Source organism: Corallococcus sp. AS-1-12 (assembly GCF_020036995.1).
In the GTDB taxonomy this organism is placed as follows: Bacteria; Myxococcota; Myxococcia; order Myxococcales; family Myxococcaceae; genus Corallococcus.
Genome location: NZ_JAIQDD010000025.1, coordinates 1 through 16,442 on the forward strand (window position 1 = coordinate 1; position 16,442 = coordinate 16,442).

29 protein-coding genes and 1 pseudogene are annotated in these 16,442 nt (G+C 65.9%); all 30 read left to right on the forward strand.

Annotated elements, in window-relative coordinates; genetic code table 11:
• Positions 1 to 135 (forward strand): annotated as a pseudogene (gene tuf / locus K8556_RS29505) (elongation factor Tu); the annotation flags it as partial.
• Positions 136 to 330: 195 nt separating this feature from the next.
• A complete protein-coding gene (gene rpsJ / locus K8556_RS29510) occupies positions 331 to 639 on the forward strand; it encodes a 30S ribosomal protein S10 (protein ID WP_002633608.1) in 309 nt (102 codons plus the stop codon).
• Positions 640 to 690: 51 nt separating this feature from the next.
• The gene (gene rplD / locus K8556_RS29515; protein ID WP_120523549.1) at positions 691 to 1,314 is read left to right on the forward strand and encodes a 50S ribosomal protein L4; all 624 of its coding nucleotides are present in this window, start codon (positions 691 to 693) and stop codon (positions 1,312 to 1,314) included.
• A complete protein-coding gene (locus K8556_RS29520; protein ID WP_120523548.1) occupies positions 1,311 to 1,604 on the forward strand; it encodes a 50S ribosomal protein L23 in 294 nt (97 codons plus the stop codon). Before rplD ends, K8556_RS29520 begins: the two co-directional genes overlap by 4 nt.
• A gap of 38 nt (positions 1,605 to 1,642) precedes the next feature.
• Positions 1,643 to 2,488, forward strand: a complete 846-nt coding sequence (rplB, locus tag K8556_RS29525; protein WP_120621648.1) for a 50S ribosomal protein L2 — start codon at positions 1,643 to 1,645, stop codon at positions 2,486 to 2,488.
• 13 nt (positions 2,489 to 2,501) lie between these two features.
• A complete protein-coding gene (gene rpsS, locus K8556_RS29530; RefSeq protein WP_014395864.1) occupies positions 2,502 to 2,789 on the forward strand; it encodes a 30S ribosomal protein S19 in 288 nt (95 codons plus the stop codon).
• Positions 2,790 to 2,824: 35 nt separating this feature from the next.
• Positions 2,825 to 3,169 (forward strand): 50S ribosomal protein L22, encoded by a 345-nt coding sequence (rplV, locus tag K8556_RS29535; protein WP_223645251.1) that lies wholly within the window; start codon positions 2,825 to 2,827, stop codon positions 3,167 to 3,169.
• A 41-nt stretch (positions 3,170 to 3,210) separates the two neighbouring features.
• On the forward strand, positions 3,211 to 3,873 hold the full coding sequence (gene rpsC, locus K8556_RS29540; protein ID WP_014395866.1) for a 30S ribosomal protein S3: 663 nt from the start codon (positions 3,211 to 3,213) through the stop codon (positions 3,871 to 3,873).
• Between the two features lie 64 nt (positions 3,874 to 3,937).
• Positions 3,938 to 4,357, forward strand: coding sequence for a 50S ribosomal protein L16 (gene rplP / locus K8556_RS29545; protein ID WP_014395867.1), 420 nt, complete (start codon positions 3,938 to 3,940; stop codon positions 4,355 to 4,357).
• A 74-nt stretch (positions 4,358 to 4,431) separates the two neighbouring features.
• Positions 4,432 to 4,638 carry a 50S ribosomal protein L29 gene (rpmC, locus tag K8556_RS29550; RefSeq protein ID WP_120523545.1) on the forward strand — a complete coding sequence of 69 codons (207 nt, stop codon included), beginning with the start codon at positions 4,432 to 4,434 and terminating at the stop codon, positions 4,636 to 4,638.
• A gap of 83 nt (positions 4,639 to 4,721) precedes the next feature.
• Complete coding sequence (gene rpsQ, locus K8556_RS29555) at positions 4,722 to 5,048, forward strand: 30S ribosomal protein S17 (protein ID WP_169821648.1); 327 nt, start codon at positions 4,722 to 4,724, stop codon at positions 5,046 to 5,048.
• A gap of 65 nt (positions 5,049 to 5,113) precedes the next feature.
• Positions 5,114 to 5,482 (forward strand): 50S ribosomal protein L14, encoded by a 369-nt coding sequence (gene rplN / locus K8556_RS29560; protein ID WP_014395870.1) that lies wholly within the window; start codon positions 5,114 to 5,116, stop codon positions 5,480 to 5,482.
• Between the two features lie 42 nt (positions 5,483 to 5,524).
• Complete coding sequence (gene rplX / locus K8556_RS29565; RefSeq protein ID WP_223743461.1) at positions 5,525 to 5,854, forward strand: 50S ribosomal protein L24; 330 nt, start codon at positions 5,525 to 5,527, stop codon at positions 5,852 to 5,854.
• 175 nt (positions 5,855 to 6,029) lie between these two features.
• Complete coding sequence (gene rplE, locus K8556_RS29570; protein WP_120552132.1) at positions 6,030 to 6,683, forward strand: 50S ribosomal protein L5; 654 nt, start codon at positions 6,030 to 6,032, stop codon at positions 6,681 to 6,683.
• A gap of 24 nt (positions 6,684 to 6,707) precedes the next feature.
• Entirely contained in the window at positions 6,708 to 6,893 is a 186-nt protein-coding gene (locus K8556_RS29575) for a type Z 30S ribosomal protein S14 (protein ID WP_014395873.1), read from the forward strand.
• 168 nt (positions 6,894 to 7,061) lie between these two features.
• Entirely contained in the window at positions 7,062 to 7,460 is a 399-nt protein-coding gene (gene rpsH / locus K8556_RS29580) for a 30S ribosomal protein S8 (RefSeq protein ID WP_014395874.1), read from the forward strand.
• A 64-nt stretch (positions 7,461 to 7,524) separates the two neighbouring features.
• Complete coding sequence (gene rplF, locus K8556_RS29585; protein ID WP_223743462.1) at positions 7,525 to 8,091, forward strand: 50S ribosomal protein L6; 567 nt, start codon at positions 7,525 to 7,527, stop codon at positions 8,089 to 8,091.
• 108 nt (positions 8,092 to 8,199) lie between these two features.
• The gene (rplR, locus tag K8556_RS29590) at positions 8,200 to 8,556 is read left to right on the forward strand and encodes a 50S ribosomal protein L18 (RefSeq protein WP_014395876.1); all 357 of its coding nucleotides are present in this window, start codon (positions 8,200 to 8,202) and stop codon (positions 8,554 to 8,556) included.
• A 22-nt stretch (positions 8,557 to 8,578) separates the two neighbouring features.
• Positions 8,579 to 9,100 (forward strand): 30S ribosomal protein S5, encoded by a 522-nt coding sequence (rpsE, locus tag K8556_RS29595; RefSeq protein ID WP_014395877.1) that lies wholly within the window; start codon positions 8,579 to 8,581, stop codon positions 9,098 to 9,100.
• Positions 9,101 to 9,102: 2 nt separating this feature from the next.
• Complete coding sequence (gene rpmD / locus K8556_RS29600; protein ID WP_120586475.1) at positions 9,103 to 9,372, forward strand: 50S ribosomal protein L30; 270 nt, start codon at positions 9,103 to 9,105, stop codon at positions 9,370 to 9,372.
• A 16-nt stretch (positions 9,373 to 9,388) separates the two neighbouring features.
• Positions 9,389 to 9,916, forward strand: a complete 528-nt coding sequence (rplO, locus tag K8556_RS29605) for a 50S ribosomal protein L15 (RefSeq protein WP_223743463.1) — start codon at positions 9,389 to 9,391, stop codon at positions 9,914 to 9,916.
• A 131-nt stretch (positions 9,917 to 10,047) separates the two neighbouring features.
• Complete coding sequence (secY, locus tag K8556_RS29610; RefSeq protein ID WP_121778770.1) at positions 10,048 to 11,394, forward strand: preprotein translocase subunit SecY; 1,347 nt, start codon at positions 10,048 to 10,050, stop codon at positions 11,392 to 11,394.
• A 90-nt stretch (positions 11,395 to 11,484) separates the two neighbouring features.
• Positions 11,485 to 12,135: an adenylate kinase gene (locus K8556_RS29615; protein WP_223743464.1), complete on the forward strand. Its 651-nt coding sequence runs from the start codon at positions 11,485 to 11,487 to the stop codon at positions 12,133 to 12,135.
• A gap of 101 nt (positions 12,136 to 12,236) precedes the next feature.
• A complete protein-coding gene (gene map, locus K8556_RS29620) occupies positions 12,237 to 12,995 on the forward strand; it encodes a type I methionyl aminopeptidase (RefSeq protein WP_223743465.1) in 759 nt (252 codons plus the stop codon).
• A 150-nt stretch (positions 12,996 to 13,145) separates the two neighbouring features.
• Positions 13,146 to 13,364 (forward strand): translation initiation factor IF-1, encoded by a 219-nt coding sequence (infA, locus tag K8556_RS29625; RefSeq protein ID WP_002614803.1) that lies wholly within the window; start codon positions 13,146 to 13,148, stop codon positions 13,362 to 13,364.
• Between the two features lie 67 nt (positions 13,365 to 13,431).
• The gene (rpmJ, locus tag K8556_RS29630; protein WP_002633586.1) at positions 13,432 to 13,548 is read left to right on the forward strand and encodes a 50S ribosomal protein L36; all 117 of its coding nucleotides are present in this window, start codon (positions 13,432 to 13,434) and stop codon (positions 13,546 to 13,548) included.
• Positions 13,549 to 13,602: 54 nt separating this feature from the next.
• Positions 13,603 to 13,986, forward strand: a complete 384-nt coding sequence (gene rpsM, locus K8556_RS29635) for a 30S ribosomal protein S13 (RefSeq protein ID WP_014395883.1) — start codon at positions 13,603 to 13,605, stop codon at positions 13,984 to 13,986.
• Positions 13,987 to 14,061: 75 nt separating this feature from the next.
• Positions 14,062 to 14,502 (forward strand): 30S ribosomal protein S11, encoded by a 441-nt coding sequence (rpsK, locus tag K8556_RS29640; RefSeq protein WP_014395884.1) that lies wholly within the window; start codon positions 14,062 to 14,064, stop codon positions 14,500 to 14,502.
• Positions 14,503 to 14,571: 69 nt separating this feature from the next.
• Positions 14,572 to 15,198: a 30S ribosomal protein S4 gene (gene rpsD, locus K8556_RS29645; RefSeq protein WP_014395885.1), complete on the forward strand. Its 627-nt coding sequence runs from the start codon at positions 14,572 to 14,574 to the stop codon at positions 15,196 to 15,198.
• Positions 15,199 to 15,417: 219 nt separating this feature from the next.
• Positions 15,418 to 16,440, forward strand: coding sequence for a DNA-directed RNA polymerase subunit alpha (locus K8556_RS29650; protein WP_014395886.1), 1,023 nt, complete (start codon positions 15,418 to 15,420; stop codon positions 16,438 to 16,440).
• Positions 16,441 to 16,442: the final 2 nt, after the last annotated feature.

Below are 16,442 nucleotides of genomic sequence, written 5' to 3' on the forward strand. Positions count from 1 at the left end.
GTCATGCCGGGCGACAACATCGCCATCGAGGTGGAGCTCATCACCCCGGTCGCGATGGAGAAGGAGCTCCGGTTCGCGGTTCGTGAAGGTGGTCGTACGGTGGGCGCGGGCGTCGTGGCGGAAATCATCGCGTAGTTCCCACGCCACCAGCTCTCCGGTACGCCCCTGGTGGGCCGTTCCGGGGAGCCGGTGGAAATCCAGTTGCAACCCATGGGGTGTGGTGGTACACACCGCGCCCCTTCGTTCCGAAGAAACGGTTCTCTGAAATCCAGGCGTTGACGGGCGTACCGCCTCACGGTTCCCAGAGGTCGTTCAAAGAGGTTCTTGCGAATGGCGACACAGAAGATCCGCATCCGGCTGAAGGCGTACGACTCGAAGCTCCTGGACCAGAGTGCTGGGGAGATCGTCGAGACGGCCAAGCGCACGGGCGCCAAGGTGGCCGGTCCGATCCCCCTGCCGACGCGCATCAACAAGTTCACCGTGTTGCGTTCGCCGCACGTGGACAAGAAGAGCCGCGAGCAGTTCGAGATCCGCACGCACAAGCGCCTGCTCGATATCCTCGAGCCGACCCAGCAGACGCTGGACGCGCTGATGAAGCTGGATCTGTCTGCCGGCGTTGACGTCGAGATCAAGTCCTAGGAAGCGGGATGGCGTCGGAGTGGTTTCACTCTGACCCCCGAGGAAAGTGCCATGGCGAAGTTTGACGTAGTCGACCTGGATTTGAAGAAGGTGTCGGAGATCGAGCTCTCCGACGAGATCTTCGGCGCCGAGCCGAACACCCACCTGTTCTACGAGGTGGCGAAGATGCAGCAGATCAACCGGCGCCGCGGCACGGTCGGGGTGAAGAACACCTCGCTCGTCAGCGGCGGCGGCAAGAAGCCCTGGAAGCAGAAGGGCACCGGCCGCGCCCGCCAGGGCTCGATCCGCGCCTCCCACTGGGTGGGCGGCGGCAAGGCGATGGCCCCCAAGGCCCGTGACTACTTCTACCGGCCTCCCCGCAAGGTCCGCCGCGGTGCCCTGCGCGCCGTGCTGTCCCTGCGCGCCCGGGAGAAGCAGCTCATCATCCTGGACGGCTTCAAGCTGGACGCCCCGAAGTCCAAGCAGGCCTTCGAGGTGCTCACGCGCCGGATGAAGCTCCAGAACGCGCTGGTCATCGACGAGCGTGGCAACACCAACCTGCACCGCAGCGTGCGCAACCTGGCGAAGTTCGACGTGCTGCCGCCCGAGGGTCTCAACCTCGAGTCCGTGCTCAAGCACTCGCACATCGTCCTGACTTCCGCCGCCGCGAAGGCGCTCGAGGGGTCCCTGTCATGAACCTGAACGACGTCATCAAGGGCCCGCTCATCACGGAGAAGCTGGACAAGGCCCGGGAGAAGTTCCGCCAGTACTCGTTCATCGTGGACCGCAAGGCCACGAAGCACGACGTGTCCCGCGCGGTCCAGTCCCTGTTCAAGGTCACGGTGGAGGGTGTTCGCACCAACATCGTGCGTGGCAAGACGAAGCGGGTGGGCAAGAGCATCGGCCAGCGCCCCAACTTCAAGAAGGCGGTCGTCACCCTCAAGGAGGGTGACAAGATCGAACTCTTCGAAGGGGGAGCGGTCTGACGCCACTGGCGTCCGGATCCGCCTGAGAGGAACACACCATGGGCATCAAGAAGTACAAGCCGACCAGCGCCGCCCGCCGTCTGATGACGGTGTCCGACTTCGCGGACATCACCAAGGACTCCCCGGAGAAGTCGCTCACCGAGCCCATCAAGCGCTCCGGTGGCCGCAACGTCCACGGGCACATCACCCGCCGCCACCAGGGTGGCGGTCACAAGCGCCGCTACCGCGTCATCGACTTCAAGCGTCGGGACAAGGACGGCGTGCCGGCCAAGGTCGTCGCGGTCGAGTACGACCCGAACCGCACCGCCAACATCGCCCTCCTGCACTACGCGGACGGTGACAAGCGCTACATCCTGGCCCCCGTGGGCCTGAGCGTGGGCGACACCGTGTTCGCCGGCTCCACCGCCGACATCCGGCCGGGCAACAGCCTGCCGCTGCAGAACATCCCGGTGGGCACCATCATCCACAACGTGGAGCTGAAGCCGGGCCGTGGCGCCCAGGTCATCCGCTCCGCGGGGACCTCTGGCCAGCTCATGGCCAAGGAAGACCGTTACGCCCAGGTCCGCATGCCTTCCGGCGCCGTGCGCAAGGTGCTCATCGAGTGCCGCGCCACCGTCGGCCAGGTGGGCAACATCGAGCACGAAATCATTCGCATCGGTAAGGCGGGTAAGAGCCGTTGGCTGGGCATCCGGCCCACCGTCCGCGGTCTGGCCATGAACCCTGTCGACCACCCGCACGGTGGTGGTGAGGGTAAGTCCGGCCAGGGTAATCCGCACCCGGTGTCTCCGTGGGGCAAGAAGACCAAGGGCCTCACCACGCGCACCAACAAGCGCACCGACAAGTTCATCGTGAGCGGCCGCCGCCAGGGCGCGCGCAGCCAGTAAGAGGATTTGAAACATGGCTCGTTCGATCAAGAAGGGTCCGTTCGTCGACGATCACCTCCTCAAGAAGATCGAGGGGATGATTGCCGCGAACAAGAAGGCGGTCGTCAAGACCTGGTCCCGGCGCTCCACGATTCTCCCTGAGTTCGTGGGTCACACCTTCGCCGTGCACAACGGCAAGAAGTTCATTCCGGTGTTCGTGACGGAGAACATGGTGGGCCACAAGCTCGGCGAGTTCGCTCCCACGCGCACCTTCGGCGGGCACTCGGCGGAGAAGAAGGTCGCCAAGGCCCCGGGCAAGTAGCCCGTACCTACGCCTGAGAGCCTGAGGAGATGACCATGGAGTCGACTGCACATCTGCGTCACCTGCGCATGAGCCCGCGCAAGCTGTCCCTCGTCGCGGCGCTCGTCCGGGGCAAGCCTGTCGAGGCCGCCCTGAACATCCTGAAGTTCACCCCGCGCGCCGCCGCGCGGCCGGTGGAGAAGCTCATCAAGAGCGCCGTCGCGAACGCGACGGACCTGTCCAAGGGTCAGGTCGACGTGGATACCCTCTACGTCAAGACCATCTCCGTGGACCAGGCCGCCACCCAGCGCCGCTTCATGCCGCGCGCCATGGGGCGCGCGACGCCCATCCAGAAGAAGTCTGCCCACGTCCACGTCGTGCTGGCCGAGGCCAAGAAGTAGGACCCGTCGGGCCCCGCCCGGACGCACCAAGGAGATTCAGTTTGGGACAGAAAGTACATCCGATCGGGTTCCGGCTCGGCGTCATCAAGACCTGGGACTCCAAGTGGTTCGAGCACAAGAACTACGCCCAGTGGCTCCACGAGGACATCCGCATCCGCGAGTTCGTGAAGAAGTCGCTGAACCACGCGGGCGTGTCCAAGGTGGAGATTGAGCGCGCCGCCAACAAGGTGAAGGTCAACGTCCACACCGCGCGTCCGGGCATCGTCATCGGCAAGCGCGGCGCTGGCATCGAGACCGTCAAGAAGGACCTCCAGCAGTTCACCAAGAACGAGGTCTTCCTGAACATCGTCGAGGTCCGCAAGGCCGAGACCGACGCGCAGCTCGTGGCGGAGAACATCGCCACGCAGCTCGAGCGCCGCATCGCCTTCCGCCGCGCCATGAAGAAGGCGCTGCAGACCGCGATGAAGTTCGGGGCCAAGGGCATCCGCGTGGCCTGCTCGGGCCGCCTGGGTGGCGCCGAGATGGCCCGCTACGAGTGGTACCGCGAGGGCCGCGTGCCCCTGCACACCCTCCGTGCGGACATCGACTTCGGCTTCGCCGAGGCCAAGACGACCTACGGCAAGATTGGCTGCAAGGTCTGGATCTGCAAGGGCGAGGTCCTCCCCGGCAAGGGTGGCCAGGCCCCCCAGGCCACCAACCGGTAAGACGCCCCTGTGGGGCGGGCCCTAAGAAGCCCGCCCTGCACGCGAGGCACGAAGGACATCGACCATGCTTCAGCCTGCTCGAACCAAGTACCGCAAGATGCAGAAGGGCCGCATGTTCGGCTCGGCCCACCGCGGCAGCGACCTCACCTACGGTGAGTTCGGCCTGGTGAGCCTCCAGCCGGGATGGATCACCTCGCGCCAGATCGAGGCGGCCCGTATCGCGATGACCCGCCACGTGAAGCGCGGCGGCAAGATCTGGATCCGGATCTTCCCGGACAAGCCCATCACGAAGAAGCCCGCCGAAACCCGTATGGGTACCGGTAAGGGTGGCGTGGAGTACTACGTCGCGGTCGTCAAGCCGGGACGCGTTCTCTACGAGATGGAGGGCATGACGCAGGAGATCGCCACCGGTGCGCTGAAGCTGGCGCAGGCGAAGCTGCCGGTGCTCACCAAGATCGTGCGCCGCAGCGAGCTCTCGCTGTAGTCACGCACCGCCGGGACGGGCGCTCCACCTGGTGACAGGGGAGGGCGCCCGCATCCCGCGCCGAGGAGACCAAGATGGCGACTGCGAAGGAACTGAAGGACCTGTCGACGGACGACCTGCAGAACCGCGCGAAGGAACTGCGCGACACGCTGGTCCAGGATCGGCTCAAGCGTCGGACCGGCTCGCTGGACAGCCCCGCTGAGGGTGTGCAGCACCGCCGTGATCTGGCCCGCATCCTCACCGTCCTGGGCCAGAAGGCCCGGGCCGCGAAGGCGGGGTAGTAGTAGCAGTGCATCTGCGGGCATCCGGGCTCACCCGGGTGTCCGTGGCCATCCGGGCAGAGGGCCCGGGTGCATGACAGACAGTGAGAACCAACATGGCTGAAGCGACCGAAACGCCCGCTGCCGAGACCTCCACCCGGGGTCGTCCCAAGACCCGCGTGGGCATCGTCACCTCCAACAAGATGCAGAAGACGGTGGTCGTCACCGTCCAGCGTCGTGCTCCCCACCCGAAGTACGGGAAGATCATGAGCCTGCGCGAGAAGTACAAGGCGCACGTCGAGGATCACGACTACCCGAAGAAGGTCACCATCAACGAGGGTGACCGGGTGCGCATCGCCGAGACCAAGCCCGCTTCGAAGGACAAGCGTTGGCGCGTGGTCGAGGTGTTGGAGAAGAGCAAGAACGTCTAGGTAGGCCACACCACGTCCGTGCGCCATGAAGCGCGTGGACGGGTTCGAGCAAGAGGAGACTTCACATGATTCAGATGCAGAGTGTGCTCGATGTGGCCGACAACTCGGGCGCCAAGAAGGTGTTTTGCATCAAGGTTCTCGGCGGCTCCAAGCGCAAGTACGCCTCCATCGGCGACGTCATCGTCGTGTCGATCCGCGAGGCCCTGCCCAACTCCAAGGTGAAGAAGGGTGACGTGGCCAAGGCCGTCATCGTCCGCACCCGTCGCGAGGTGGGTCGTGCGGATGGCAGCTACATCAAGTTCGACGGCAACTCGGCGGTCCTCATCAACAAGGACCTGGAGCCCATCGGGACGCGCATCTTTGGGCCGGTCGCCCGTGAGCTGCGTGCCCGCAAGTTCATGAAGATCATCTCGCTGGCGCCCGAGGTCCTCTAAGAGGACGCAGGCCTGACGGCGAACAGCCAGAGTGAGGAAGCCATGCAGAAGCTGAAAGTCGGTGACACCATCCAGGTCATCTCCGGGTCCGAGCGCTCGGAGAAGACGCCGGCGACCAAGCGCGGCAAGGTGCTGAAGGTTGACCGGGAGGCGGGCCGCGTGACGGTCGAGGGCCTGCGCCTGGTCAAGCGCCACCTGCGCAAGACGCCGCAGTCCCCCGAGGGCGGCATCATCGAGAAGCCGGGTACCATCGCGCTCTCGAACGTCCAGGTGGTCTGCGCCAAGTGCGACAAGCCGACCCGCGTCGGCATCCGCAAGGAGGGGGAGACCTCCAAGCGGTTCTGCAAGCAGTGTGACGCCCTGATTGACTAGGGGTCGTTGTTCGGGCATGTATGCGCGCCCCTTGCCTCACCCGGTGGTGAGGCAAGCGGGCGTGCACGTCCAGAGGGCTGAAATCGTTGTGCCTTCTGGGTGTTTCCACGTTCTAGACGCAGGACTGATCGGGCGCGCTGGGTCATGACGGCGTTCCGAAGCAGAGGACTGAAAGATGGCTGACGAGAAGAAGGCCGACTCGAAGGAAAAGAAGAGCAAGAAGCGCGGCAAGGAAGAAGCCAAGAAGGTCGGCTTCGCCGCGAACATCGAGGAGGGCCTGAAGGCGCGCTCGGCGCGGCTCAAGGACCGCTTCCGCGCGGAAGGCGTTCCTTCGCTGATGAAGGAGCTGGGGCTCAAGAACCCCATGGAAGTGCCGCGGCTGGAGAAGATCGTCGTCAACATGGGTCTGGGCGAGGCGCTCGCCAACAACAAGATCCTGGAGTCGGCGGTGGACCAGTTGGCGGCCATCACCGGTCAGAAGCCGGTCGTGACCCGCGCGCGCAAGTCCATCGCGAACTTCAAGCTGCGCCAGGGCCAGGCCATCGGTGCCGCCGTCACGCTGCGCGGCGACCGCATGTTCGAGTTCATGGACCGCCTCATCACCGTCGCGCTGCCGCGCGTGCGTGACTTCAAGGGCGTGTCCCCGAAGGCCTTCGACGGGAAGGGCAACTACACGCTCGGCGTGCGCGAGCAGATCATCTTCCCGGAAATCAACTACGATCAGATCGAAAAGGTGAAGGGGCTCAACATCAGCTTCGTCACCACCGCCCGGAACGACGAGCAGGGCCTCGCGCTGATGCGTCACTTCGGCATGCCGTTCCGTCAGTAACCGAGCCCAGGACTCCCATCGATCATGGCCAAGCTCTCCAAGATTGCCCAGGCGAAGCGCAAGCTGAAGTTCCCCGTGCGTCAGTACAACCGCTGCGGTCTCTGCGGTCGTCCTCGCGCCTTCCTGCGCAAGTTCAAGATGTGCCGTATCTGCCTGCGTCACCGCGCCCTGCGCGGTGAGATCACCGGCGTCACCAAGTCGTCCTGGTAGGCGCTGGACCCGGAACATCGTCCCTGCCCTGAAGAGGGCAGGGCGGTGCCCGGTTGAAGTAGAAGGGAAGTGGCGGTCGTCGCGAACCCCCGGGATGGGCCCGGCAGGCGCGGTGGCCGCAAATGCGGTGAGTCCCCAGGGGACCGCTGCTTTGCTTGAAGGTGCTTCATGCCGGTCAATGATCCCGTCGGCGACATGCTGACCCGCCTGCGCAACGCCTCGCGTGCGCGGCACGACAAGGTCGTCATCCCCCACTCGAAGCTCAAGGTGGAGATCGTCAAGGTCCTCAAGGACGAGGGCTACATCGGGGATTTCACCATCCACGAGGTCGCGCCGCAGAACGAGATCACCGTCCAGTTGAAGTACGGCCCGGATCGCAGCCCGGCCATCACCGGCATCCGCCGCGTGTCCAAGCCTGGCCTGCGCCGCTATGTCGCGGTGCGCGACATCCAGCCGGTGCTCGGCGGCATGGGCATCTCCATCCTCTCCACCTCGCGCGGCATCCTGGTGGACACCGAGGCCCGGAAGCAGAAGGTCGGCGGCGAGCTGCTCTGCACGGTCTACTAGCCAGGAGCCTGGGTGAGGCGCCCCGCGAGGAGCGCGCCCCGGGCGACGACAGCACGAGGCAATCATGAGTCGGATTGGAAAACTGGCGATCAAGCTCGGCGACAAGACGAAGGTCAACGTCGCCAACCAGCAGGTCAACTTCGAAGGCCCCAAGGGCAAGCTGTCCGTCAAGCTCCCCGCCAAGGTGAAGGTGGAGGTGAAGGACGGCCAGGTGACGGTGCAGCGCGCGGATGACTCGCGCGAGGCCCGCAGCCTGCACGGCCTGACGCGGACGATCCTCGCCAACGCGGCGAAGGGCGTGTCCACGGGCTTCGAGAAGCGTTTGGACATCCGCGGCGTCGGTTTCCGCGCGGAAGTGAAGGGCAAGGCCATCCACTTCTCGCTCGGCTACTCCCACCCGGTGGTGTTCAACCTGCCGGAGGGTGTGACGGCGGAAGTCGACAAGACCTCCCGCACCGAGGACAGCCTTCCCACGGTGGGGCTCACGCTCCGCTCGGCGGACAAGGAAGTCCTGGGCGCCACGGCGGTCAACATCCGCTCGCTGCGTCCGCCGGAGCCCTACAAGGGCAAGGGCATCAAGTACGCCGAGGAGCGCATCCGTCGCAAGGAGGGCAAGACCGGTACGACCTAGTCGTCGCCGCGTCTTCGCCGAGCATTCAACCCCGCCGGGCCTTGAGGTCTGGCGGAATCATCCGGCGGCGGAAGGCCGCATCGCCGCCGGACGGAAAAGGAAGCAGCCATGTCCAAGACTGTCGATCAGCGCCTCAAGAGGAAGAACCGCATCCGCAAGAAGCTCTCCGGAACCACGGAGCGTCCGCGGCTGTCGGTCTACAAGAGCCTCAAGCACATCTACGCGCAGGTGGTGGACGACTCCACCGGTCGCACGCTGGCGTTCGCGTCGTCCCTGTCCAAGGAGCTGAAGGGCAAGGACGAGGGCGACAAGAAGGCCGACGCGAAGCGCGTGGGCTCCCTCATCGCGGAGAAGTGCAAGGCCGCCAACGTCGATGCGGTGGTGTTCGACCGCAACGGCTTCCCTTACCATGGGCGCATCGCCGCCGTGGCTGACGCCGCGCGCGAGGCCGGCCTGAAGTTCTAGGTACCAGAAAGGAATTCCTCAAGTGGCAACTCCGATCAATCCGAACGATCTGGACCTGACCGACCGCGTGGTGAATATCAACCGCGTGGCCAAGGTGGTGAAGGGTGGCCGCCGTTTCTCGTTCGCCGCGCTCGTCGTGGTGGGCGATGGCAACGGGCACGTGGGCGTGGGCCTGGGCAAGGCCAACGAAGTCCCCGAGGCCATCCGCAAGGGCGGCGAGAACGCGAAGAAGAACCTGTTCCGCGTTCCGCGCATGGGCCACACCATCCCTCACGAGATCCTGGGGCACTTCGGTGCCGGCTGGGTGCTCCTGAAGCCGGCCTCCGAAGGTACGGGCGTCATCGCCGGTGGCGCGGTGCGCGCGGTGCTGGAGGCGGCGGGCATTCGCAACATCCTGACCAAGAGCCAGGGTTCGCGGAATCCGCACAACGTGCTGAAGGCCACGGTCGCTGGCCTGAAGCTGCTGCGCAGTGCGGAGCAGGTCGCGCGGCTGCGTGGCAAGGACGTCGAGACCCAGAAGCTCGCGGGCGAGGCGAGGGGCTAGTCATGGCGCTCAAGGTTAAGCTGACGAAGAGCTTCTCGGGGTCTTCCGAGGACATGCTGGCCACCATCAAGGGCCTCGGTCTGAAGAAGTTCGGCGACGAGCGGCTGTTGAAGGACACCCCGGCGGTGCGCGGCATGGTGTTCAAGGTGAAGCACCTGGTCTCCCTGGAGACGGTCAGCCAGGAGGCCCCGGCGCCCAAGCGCCGCAAGCCCCGGAAGATTGTCGCCCGGGACCGCGCCCTGGAGCGCCTGGCCGCCACGGCCAAGGCCTGAGAACTGAGGACCCAACATGAGCATCCTGACCAATCTGAAGCGCCCTGAGGGCTCCTGGCACCGCAAGAAGCGCGTGGGCCGTGGCCAGGGTAGCGGCCTGGGCAAGACGGCCGGCCGCGGCGGCAAGGGCCAGAAGGCCCGCTCCGGCAACATGCGGTTCGAGGGCTTCGAAGGCGGCCAGAGCCCGCTGCAGCGCCGTCTGCCGAAGTTCGGCTTCAACCCGCCCAACCGCACCGCGTACGCCATCGTGAACCTGGGTGACCTGGAGCACGTGTTCGACGCGGGCGCCACGGTGGACGAGGCCGCGCTGAAGCAGGCGGGCCTGGTCAAGGGCCGTTATGACGGCATCAAGGTCCTGGCGCACGGCGAACTCGCCAAGAAGCTCACCGTGAAGGTGAACAAGGTGTCCGCGGCGGCTCGCGAGAACATCGAGAAGGCGGGCGGCTCCGTGGAGGAGCTCCCCCTGATGGCGCACAAGCCGGAGTCGGCCGCCAAGGCCCACGCCGGCAAGGGCGTCAAGGCTCCTCGCCAGCCCCGGGCGTAGGCGTGACCGGCGCGCATCACGGTGATGTGGTGCGCGCCCCCAGCCTTGTGTAGGCTTCCGCGCCCCTTTCCGGAACCGGAGAGGGGCGTTTGTTGTTGCTGGCAGAACCTCTTGAAGAGGATGGCATTACCGTGGCCCTGAACGCCTTCGCCAACGTCTTCCGCATCGCGGAGCTGCGCAGCCGGCTTGCGTACACGCTCGTGCTGCTGTCCGTCTACCGCATCGGCATCTTCATCAACACGCCGGGCGTGGACCGCTCCGCGATGAACGCGTTCATGGACGCCCAGAAACAATCGGGCGGTCTGGTGTCGCTGTTCAACCTCTTCTCCGGCGGCGCGCTGGAGCAGATGTCCATCTTCGGCCTGGGCATCATGCCGTACGTGAGCGCCTCCATCATCATCCAGCTCCTGGCGGTGGTGGTGCCCAGCCTGGAGCGCCTGCAGAAGGAAGGCGCCGCGGGCCGCCAGAAGATCAACCAGTACACGCGCTACGGCAGCATCGCGCTGTCCATCGTGCAGGGCGTGGGCATCTCGCGGTGGCTGGCCTCGCTGGGCCGCTCCGACGCGGGGCAGGGCGGCTTCAACCAGGTGGTGGTGCCCAACGACAACCTCTGGTTCACCTTCATGACGGTGGTGAGCCTCACGGCGGGCACGGCCTTCATCATGTGGCTGGGCGAGCGCATCACCGAGCGCGGAATCGGCAACGGCATCTCGCTCATCATCTTCGCGGGCATCGTGGCGCGCGTGCTGCCCGGCGCGAAGACGCTGCTGGACCTGACGACGCAGGAAGTGGTGAACGTGGCCGCGGTGCTGGGCCTGCTCTTCTTCATGCTCCTCATCATCGGCGTGGTGGTCTACGTGGAGCGAGGCATGCGGCGCGTGCCCATCCAGTACGCCAAGCGCATGGCGGGCCGGCGCATGTTCGCGGGCCAGGCCACGTACTTCCCCATGAAGGTGAACGCCTCGGGCGTGATTCCCCCCATCTTCGCCGGCGCGGTGCTGTCCTTCCCGGCGACGCTGGGTGCGTGGTTCCCCTTCCTGCAGGGCTTCCAGCGCAGCATCGAGGGCAACCTCTGGGTCTACAACGGCCTGTTCGTGCTGCTGGTGGTGTTCTTCTCCTACTTCTACACGGCGCTCACGTTCCGGCCGGATGACGTGGCGGACAACATCAAGAAGCAGGGCGGCTACATCCCCGGCATCCGCCCGGGTCGTCAGACGGCGGAGTTCATCGAGCGCACGCTCAACCGCCTGACGTTCGGTGGCGCCATCTACCTGGCCATCATCTGCGTGATTCCGTCCGTCATCAGCAGTGTGCTCGGGGTGCGCTTCACCTTCGGCGGCACGGCGCTCCTCATCGTGGTGGGCGTGGCGCTGGACACGGTGCAGCAGATCGAGGGTCACCTCATCAGCCGCAACTACGAAGGCTTCGCGGGTCCGCGCGGTCCGCGCATCCGTGGTCGGGTCCGCGTGGCGGCCTGACAGCGGTCCGTTGTGTTCCGGGCGCCTCTCCCCAATGGTGGGGAGGGGCGCCTCGTCGTTCAAGGGTGGACGCTGGTGCAAAGGAGCGACATGAACCTCATCCTCTTGGGGCCGCCGAACGCCGGGAAGGGAACCCAGGCGAAGAAGCTCTACGCGGACTTCCAGATCCCGCAGATCTCCACCGGCGACATCCTGCGCAAGGCCGTCAAGGATGGCACGCCGCTGGGCCAGGTGGCTGGGCCGCTGATGGCCGCGGGGCAGTACGTCCCGGACGATGTCGTCATCGGCATCGTGGAGGAGCGGCTGAAGGAGCCGGACGTGGCCAAGGGCTTCGTGCTCGATGGCTTCCCCCGCACCCCGGGACAGGCGGACGCGCTGGACCGGATGCTGGAGCGGCTGGGCAAGCAGTTGAACGCCGTGGTGTCGCTCGAGGTCCCGCACTCGACCCTGGTCGAGCGTGGCTCCGGCCGGCGCGTGTGCCCCAATGACGGGGCCGTCTACCACGTCACCCAGAGCCCGCCGAAGCGGGCGGGCCTGTGCGACAAGTGCGGCACGGAGCTCGTGCAGCGTCCGGATGACACGCCGGAGGTCATCGAGAAGCGCCTGCAGAAGTACGACGCCGAGACGTCCCCCCTGAAGGACTTCTACGCGAACAAGGGGCTGCTCAAGAGCGTGGACGGGGTCGGCTCTCCAGAGGGCATCTACGAGGAGATCAAGAAGGCCGCGGGCCGTCCTGCCTGAGCGTGGGGCAGCCAGCGGGTCGAGGGCAGGGCCGGTCTGGACTGCCGCCCCACCGGTCCCGGGTTCCCGACAGAGCCGCAGGCCGGTAGGGAAAGGGGCGCATGAACCCGGTGGAGCTCAAGAGCCCGGATGAGATCGCCCTGATGCGGGAGGCGGGGCGGATCGTCTGTGAGATCCTGGACGAGTTGGAGAAGGCCGTGGCTCCCGGTGTCTCCACCTGGGACCTGGATGCCCTGGCGGAGCAGCTCATCGCCAAGAAGGGCGCCCGGTCGGCGTTCAAGGGCTACCACGGCTTTCCGGGCGTCCTCTGCGCCTCCGTGAATGAGGAGGTCGTCCACGGCATCCCAAGCCGCAAGCGGCGGTTGGAGGCCGGGGACCTGATGAAGCTGGACTTCGGGGTGGTCTACCGGGGCTTCTTCGGGGACTCGGCGCGCACGGTGCCGGTGGGGAAGGTGACGCCAGAAGCCCAGGCCCTGGTGGACACCACCCGGCAGTCCCTGGAGAAGGCCATCCAGGTGATGCAGCCGGGCAACCGGATTGGCGACATTGGCCACGCGGTGCAGAGTCACGTGGAGGCGCGGGGGTTCTTCGTGGTCCGGGATTTCACGGGACACGGGATTGGCAGGAAGCTACACGAGCCACCGCAGGTGCCCAACTACGGGCAGGCGGGGTCCGGGATGAAGCTGCAGCCAGGCATGGTCCTGGCGGTGGAACCGATGGTGAACCAGGGGACGCCCGACGTGGAGGTCCTGGAGGACGAGTGGACGGCAGTCACCGTGGACGGCAAGTTGTCCGCCCACTTCGAGCACACCATCCTGATCTCGGAGCGGGGGCCGGAAGTGCTGACCCGGCGTCGATGAGGGCCCTCGGACCCCGGGTGAAATAGGGTGATGTCAGAAGGTGTTGATAGAGGTCCAGATTTCAGATCGCGCGGCGCTTGCTACTTACGGACCAAAGTGTTATCCCGCCGCGCTTCCAGAAGGTTCGTGGTCCGGGAAGAAGGTTGACGCTTGCCGAAGGATGATTCCATCGAAGTCGAGGGGACCGTTATGGAACCCCTACCGAACGCGATGTTCCGCGTGGTGCTGGACAACGGCCACAAGGTGCTCGCGCACATCTCGGGCAAGATGCGGATGCACTTCATCCGTATCCTCCCGGGCGACAAGGTGAAGGTCGAGTTGTCGCCGTATGACCTGACCCGTGGACGGATCACGTACCGGGCCAAGTAAATCGCGCCGGCCGCCTGTGCGGACCGGCTGTTGTGCTTTTCACCGCTGAAGGAAGGAAGTTCGCTCCATGAAGGTTCGGGCGTCCGTCAAGAAGATCTGCGACAAGTGCAAGGTCGTTCGCCGCAAGGGCATCGTGCGCGTCATCTGCGCCTCCAACCCCCGGCACAAGCAGCGCCAGGGCTAAGAGTCCCCAGGGACTCTTGCCTCAGACCAACTCCACAACGAAGGAAGACCGAAGATGGCTCGTATCGCCGGCATCGATCTGCCGCCCAACAAGCGTGCGGTGATCTCGCTTCAGTACATCTACGGGATCGGTAACAAGACCGCGCACGACATCATCGAGGCGGCGGGCATCGATCTCACCACCCGGACCAAGGACCTCACCGAGGACCAGGCTCGAAAGATCCGCGAGATCATCGAGGCCAACTACAAGGTCGAGGGTGACCTCCGGCGCGAGGTGACCATGAACATCAAGCGGCTGATGGACCTGGGTTGCTACCGGGGTCTGCGTCACCGCAAGGGTCTTCCGGTCCGCGGCCAGCGCACCCACACCAACGCGCGCACCCGCAAGGGCCCCAAGCGCGGCATCGTTCGCGCGAAGCCGGCCGCTCCGGCCCGCTAAACCCTCTGGCGCCCGCTGCCTCGCTTCGTGTGAGGCGCGGGCGTTGATCACCTACTCCCAGGAGCAGCGATTCACATGGCTGACGAGATCAATACCGCCGCCGCGCCGGCCGGTGCCGAGGGTGGCGAGACCCCTGCGGCGAAGAAGAGCAAGCGCAAGGGCAAGAAGAACATCCTCAACGGCGTGGTCCACATCCAGTCCACGTTCAACAACACCATCATCACGATCACGGACGTGTCCGGGAACGTGATCTCCTGGTCGTCCGCCGGAGCGCGCGGCTTCAAGGGCAGCCGCAAGTCCACGCCGTTCGCGGCGCAGGTGGCCGCTGGCGACGCCGCGGCGAAGGCGATGGAGCACGGCCTGAAGACCGTGACGGTGTTCGTGAAGGGCCCGGGCGCGGGCCGTGAGTCGGCGCTGCGCGCGCTGGCCGCCGCCGGCCTGAAGATCAGCCTCATCCGCGACGTGACGCCCATCCCGCACAACGGCTGCCGTCAGCCCAAGCGCCGCCGCGTCTAATCACCGCTTCGGGCCGGGGACCCGCCTCGCGGCGGGCCCGGCTCCAGACCATCTGCAAGGAGAGTTTCCGTGGCTCGTTATACCGCGAGCGCCTGCCGTATCTGCCGGCGCGAGAACCTGAAGATGTACCTCAAGGGCGACCGTTGCTACACGGACAAGTGCGCCATCGAGCGCCGCCCCTATCCCCCCGGTCAGCACGGCCAGGGCCGCGTGAAGTTCTCCGGCTACGGCGTGCAGCTGCGCGAGAAGCAGAAGGTCAAGCGCATGTACGGCCTGCTCGAGAACCAGTTCCGCGGGTACTACCACCGCGCGTCCGCGGCCAAGGGCAAGACGGGTGAGAACCTGCTGCAGCAGCTTGAGCTCCGCCTGGACAACGTGGTGTTCCGCATGGGCTTCGCGGACACGCGCAACGAGGCGCGCCAGTTGGTGCGTCACGGTCACTTCCAGGTCAACGGCCGCCGGGTGAACATCCCGTCGTTCGCCGTGAAGCCGGGCAGCGCGGTGGAAGTGGCGGAGAAGAGCCGCAAGGTGCTCCGCATCTCCGAGGCGCTGGAGACGGTGGACCGCCGTGGCGTTCCGCAGTGGATCGACCTGGACAAGAAGGCGTTCAAGGGCACGGTCAAGACGGTCCCGAACCGCGAGGACCTGACGATGCCCATCCAGGAGCAGCTCATCGTCGAACTGTACTCGAAGTAAGCAGGGGTGCCGGGCCCGCCTTCCGGTGGGCCCCTCCCGCGGTGGACGCCCTGGCCGACGAGGCCGGGGCGTTGTCGCTTTGTCGCCTGTCGTTTCTCCGCCTGGAGGGCGCGTCCTGCGTGCGCCAGGCGAGGTTGTTAGCAGTCCCCCCGCGTGCCCGTCCTCCCGTCACCCTGACGGGGAAGTGGGTGATGGCGCACGACCAGAGGAGCAGTCCCCATGGCCGACACGTTTGTTGCGAAGAACTGGCGCGACCTCATCAAGCCGCGCCGCATGGAAGTGGACCAGGACTCGCTGAGCCCCACGTACGGCAAGTTCGTGGCGGAGCCGCTGGAGCGCGGCTTCGGGACGACGCTGGGCAACTCGCTGCGGCGGGTGCTGCTGTCGTCGCTGCAGGGCGCGGCCATCACCTCCGTGAAGATTGAAGGCGTGGACCACGAGTTCACGACCATCCCCGAGGTGGCCGAGGACGTCACGGACGTCGTGTTGAACCTGAAGGAGGTCCTCCTCCGGATGCACACGAACGAGACGAAGACGCTGCGCATCGAGGTGGAGGGCCCCAAGGAAGTGAAGGCGGGCGACCTCATCGCGGACCAGGACGTGGAGATCCTGAACCCGGGTCACCACATCTGCACCGTGTCCGAGGGTGGCAAGGTGCGCATGGAGCTGACGTGCCGCCGGGGCCGGGGCTACGTGCCGGCGTCCACCAACAAGGTGCCGGGCGCGCCCATCGGGACCATCCCCATCGACTCGCTCTTCTCGCCCATCCGCAAGGTGAACTACCAGGTCACCAACGCGCGCGTCGGTCAGGTCACGGACTACGACAAGCTGTCGCTCGAGGTCTGGACGGACGGCTCCGTGGTGCCGCAGGACGCGGTGGCGTACGCGGCGAAGATCATCAAGGAGCAGCTCACGGTATTCGTGAACTTCGACGAGACCGAGGAGCCGGTCGTCGCCGAGGCGCCGAAGGAAGAGGCCAAGCTCAACGAGAACCTGTTCCGCTCGGTGGACGAGTTGGAGCTGTCGGTGCGCTCGGCCAACTGCCTGCAGCAGGCGAACATCAAGTCCATCGGTGACCTGGTCCAGCGCACCGAGGCGGAGATGCTCAAGACGAAGAACTTCGGCCGCAAGTCCTTGAAGGAGATCAAGGAGATCCTCGCGGAGATGGGCCTTTCGCTGGGCATGAAACTGGAGAACTGGCCGCCGAAGAACGCGCCGGCTCCCGCGGCCCCCAAGGCCTGAAG

Bases quoted from the DNA above. Each gene is read 5' to 3' on its own strand.
- rplP (WP_014395867.1), top strand. From the start codon at position 3,938: ATGCTTCAGCCTGCTCGAACCAAGTACCGCAAGATGCAGAAGGGCCGC.
- rplR (WP_014395876.1), top strand. From the start codon at position 8,200: ATGTCCAAGACTGTCGATCAGCGCCTCAAGAGGAAGAACCGCATCCGC.
- rplO (WP_223743463.1), top strand. From the start codon at position 9,389: ATGAGCATCCTGACCAATCTGAAGCGCCCTGAGGGCTCCTGGCACCGC.
- rplE (WP_120552132.1), top strand. From the start codon at position 6,030: ATGGCTGACGAGAAGAAGGCCGACTCGAAGGAAAAGAAGAGCAAGAAG.
- rpmC (WP_120523545.1), top strand. From the start codon at position 4,432: ATGGCGACTGCGAAGGAACTGAAGGACCTGTCGACGGACGACCTGCAG.
- rplX (WP_223743461.1), top strand. From the start codon at position 5,525: ATGCAGAAGCTGAAAGTCGGTGACACCATCCAGGTCATCTCCGGGTCC.
- rpmJ (WP_002633586.1), top strand. From the start codon at position 13,432: ATGAAGGTTCGGGCGTCCGTCAAGAAGATCTGCGACAAGTGCAAGGTC.
- K8556_RS29575 (WP_014395873.1), top strand. From the start codon at position 6,708: ATGGCCAAGCTCTCCAAGATTGCCCAGGCGAAGCGCAAGCTGAAGTTC.
- rpsJ (WP_002633608.1), top strand. From the start codon at position 331: ATGGCGACACAGAAGATCCGCATCCGGCTGAAGGCGTACGACTCGAAG.
- rpsM (WP_014395883.1), top strand. From the start codon at position 13,603: ATGGCTCGTATCGCCGGCATCGATCTGCCGCCCAACAAGCGTGCGGTG.
- K8556_RS29520 (WP_120523548.1), top strand. From the start codon at position 1,311: ATGAACCTGAACGACGTCATCAAGGGCCCGCTCATCACGGAGAAGCTG.
- rplN (WP_014395870.1), top strand. From the start codon at position 5,114: ATGATTCAGATGCAGAGTGTGCTCGATGTGGCCGACAACTCGGGCGCC.
- map (WP_223743465.1), top strand. From the start codon at position 12,237: ATGAACCCGGTGGAGCTCAAGAGCCCGGATGAGATCGCCCTGATGCGG.
- K8556_RS29615 (WP_223743464.1), top strand. From the start codon at position 11,485: ATGAACCTCATCCTCTTGGGGCCGCCGAACGCCGGGAAGGGAACCCAG.
- rpsH (WP_014395874.1), top strand. From the start codon at position 7,062: ATGCCGGTCAATGATCCCGTCGGCGACATGCTGACCCGCCTGCGCAAC.
- rplB (WP_120621648.1), top strand. From the start codon at position 1,643: ATGGGCATCAAGAAGTACAAGCCGACCAGCGCCGCCCGCCGTCTGATG.
- rpmD (WP_120586475.1), top strand. From the start codon at position 9,103: ATGGCGCTCAAGGTTAAGCTGACGAAGAGCTTCTCGGGGTCTTCCGAG.
- rpsS (WP_014395864.1), top strand. From the start codon at position 2,502: ATGGCTCGTTCGATCAAGAAGGGTCCGTTCGTCGACGATCACCTCCTC.
- K8556_RS29650 (WP_014395886.1), top strand. From the start codon at position 15,418: ATGGCCGACACGTTTGTTGCGAAGAACTGGCGCGACCTCATCAAGCCG.
- rplV (WP_223645251.1), top strand. From the start codon at position 2,825: ATGGAGTCGACTGCACATCTGCGTCACCTGCGCATGAGCCCGCGCAAG.
- rplF (WP_223743462.1), top strand. From the start codon at position 7,525: ATGAGTCGGATTGGAAAACTGGCGATCAAGCTCGGCGACAAGACGAAG.
- rplD (WP_120523549.1), top strand. From the start codon at position 691: ATGGCGAAGTTTGACGTAGTCGACCTGGATTTGAAGAAGGTGTCGGAG.
- rpsK (WP_014395884.1), top strand. From the start codon at position 14,062: ATGGCTGACGAGATCAATACCGCCGCCGCGCCGGCCGGTGCCGAGGGT.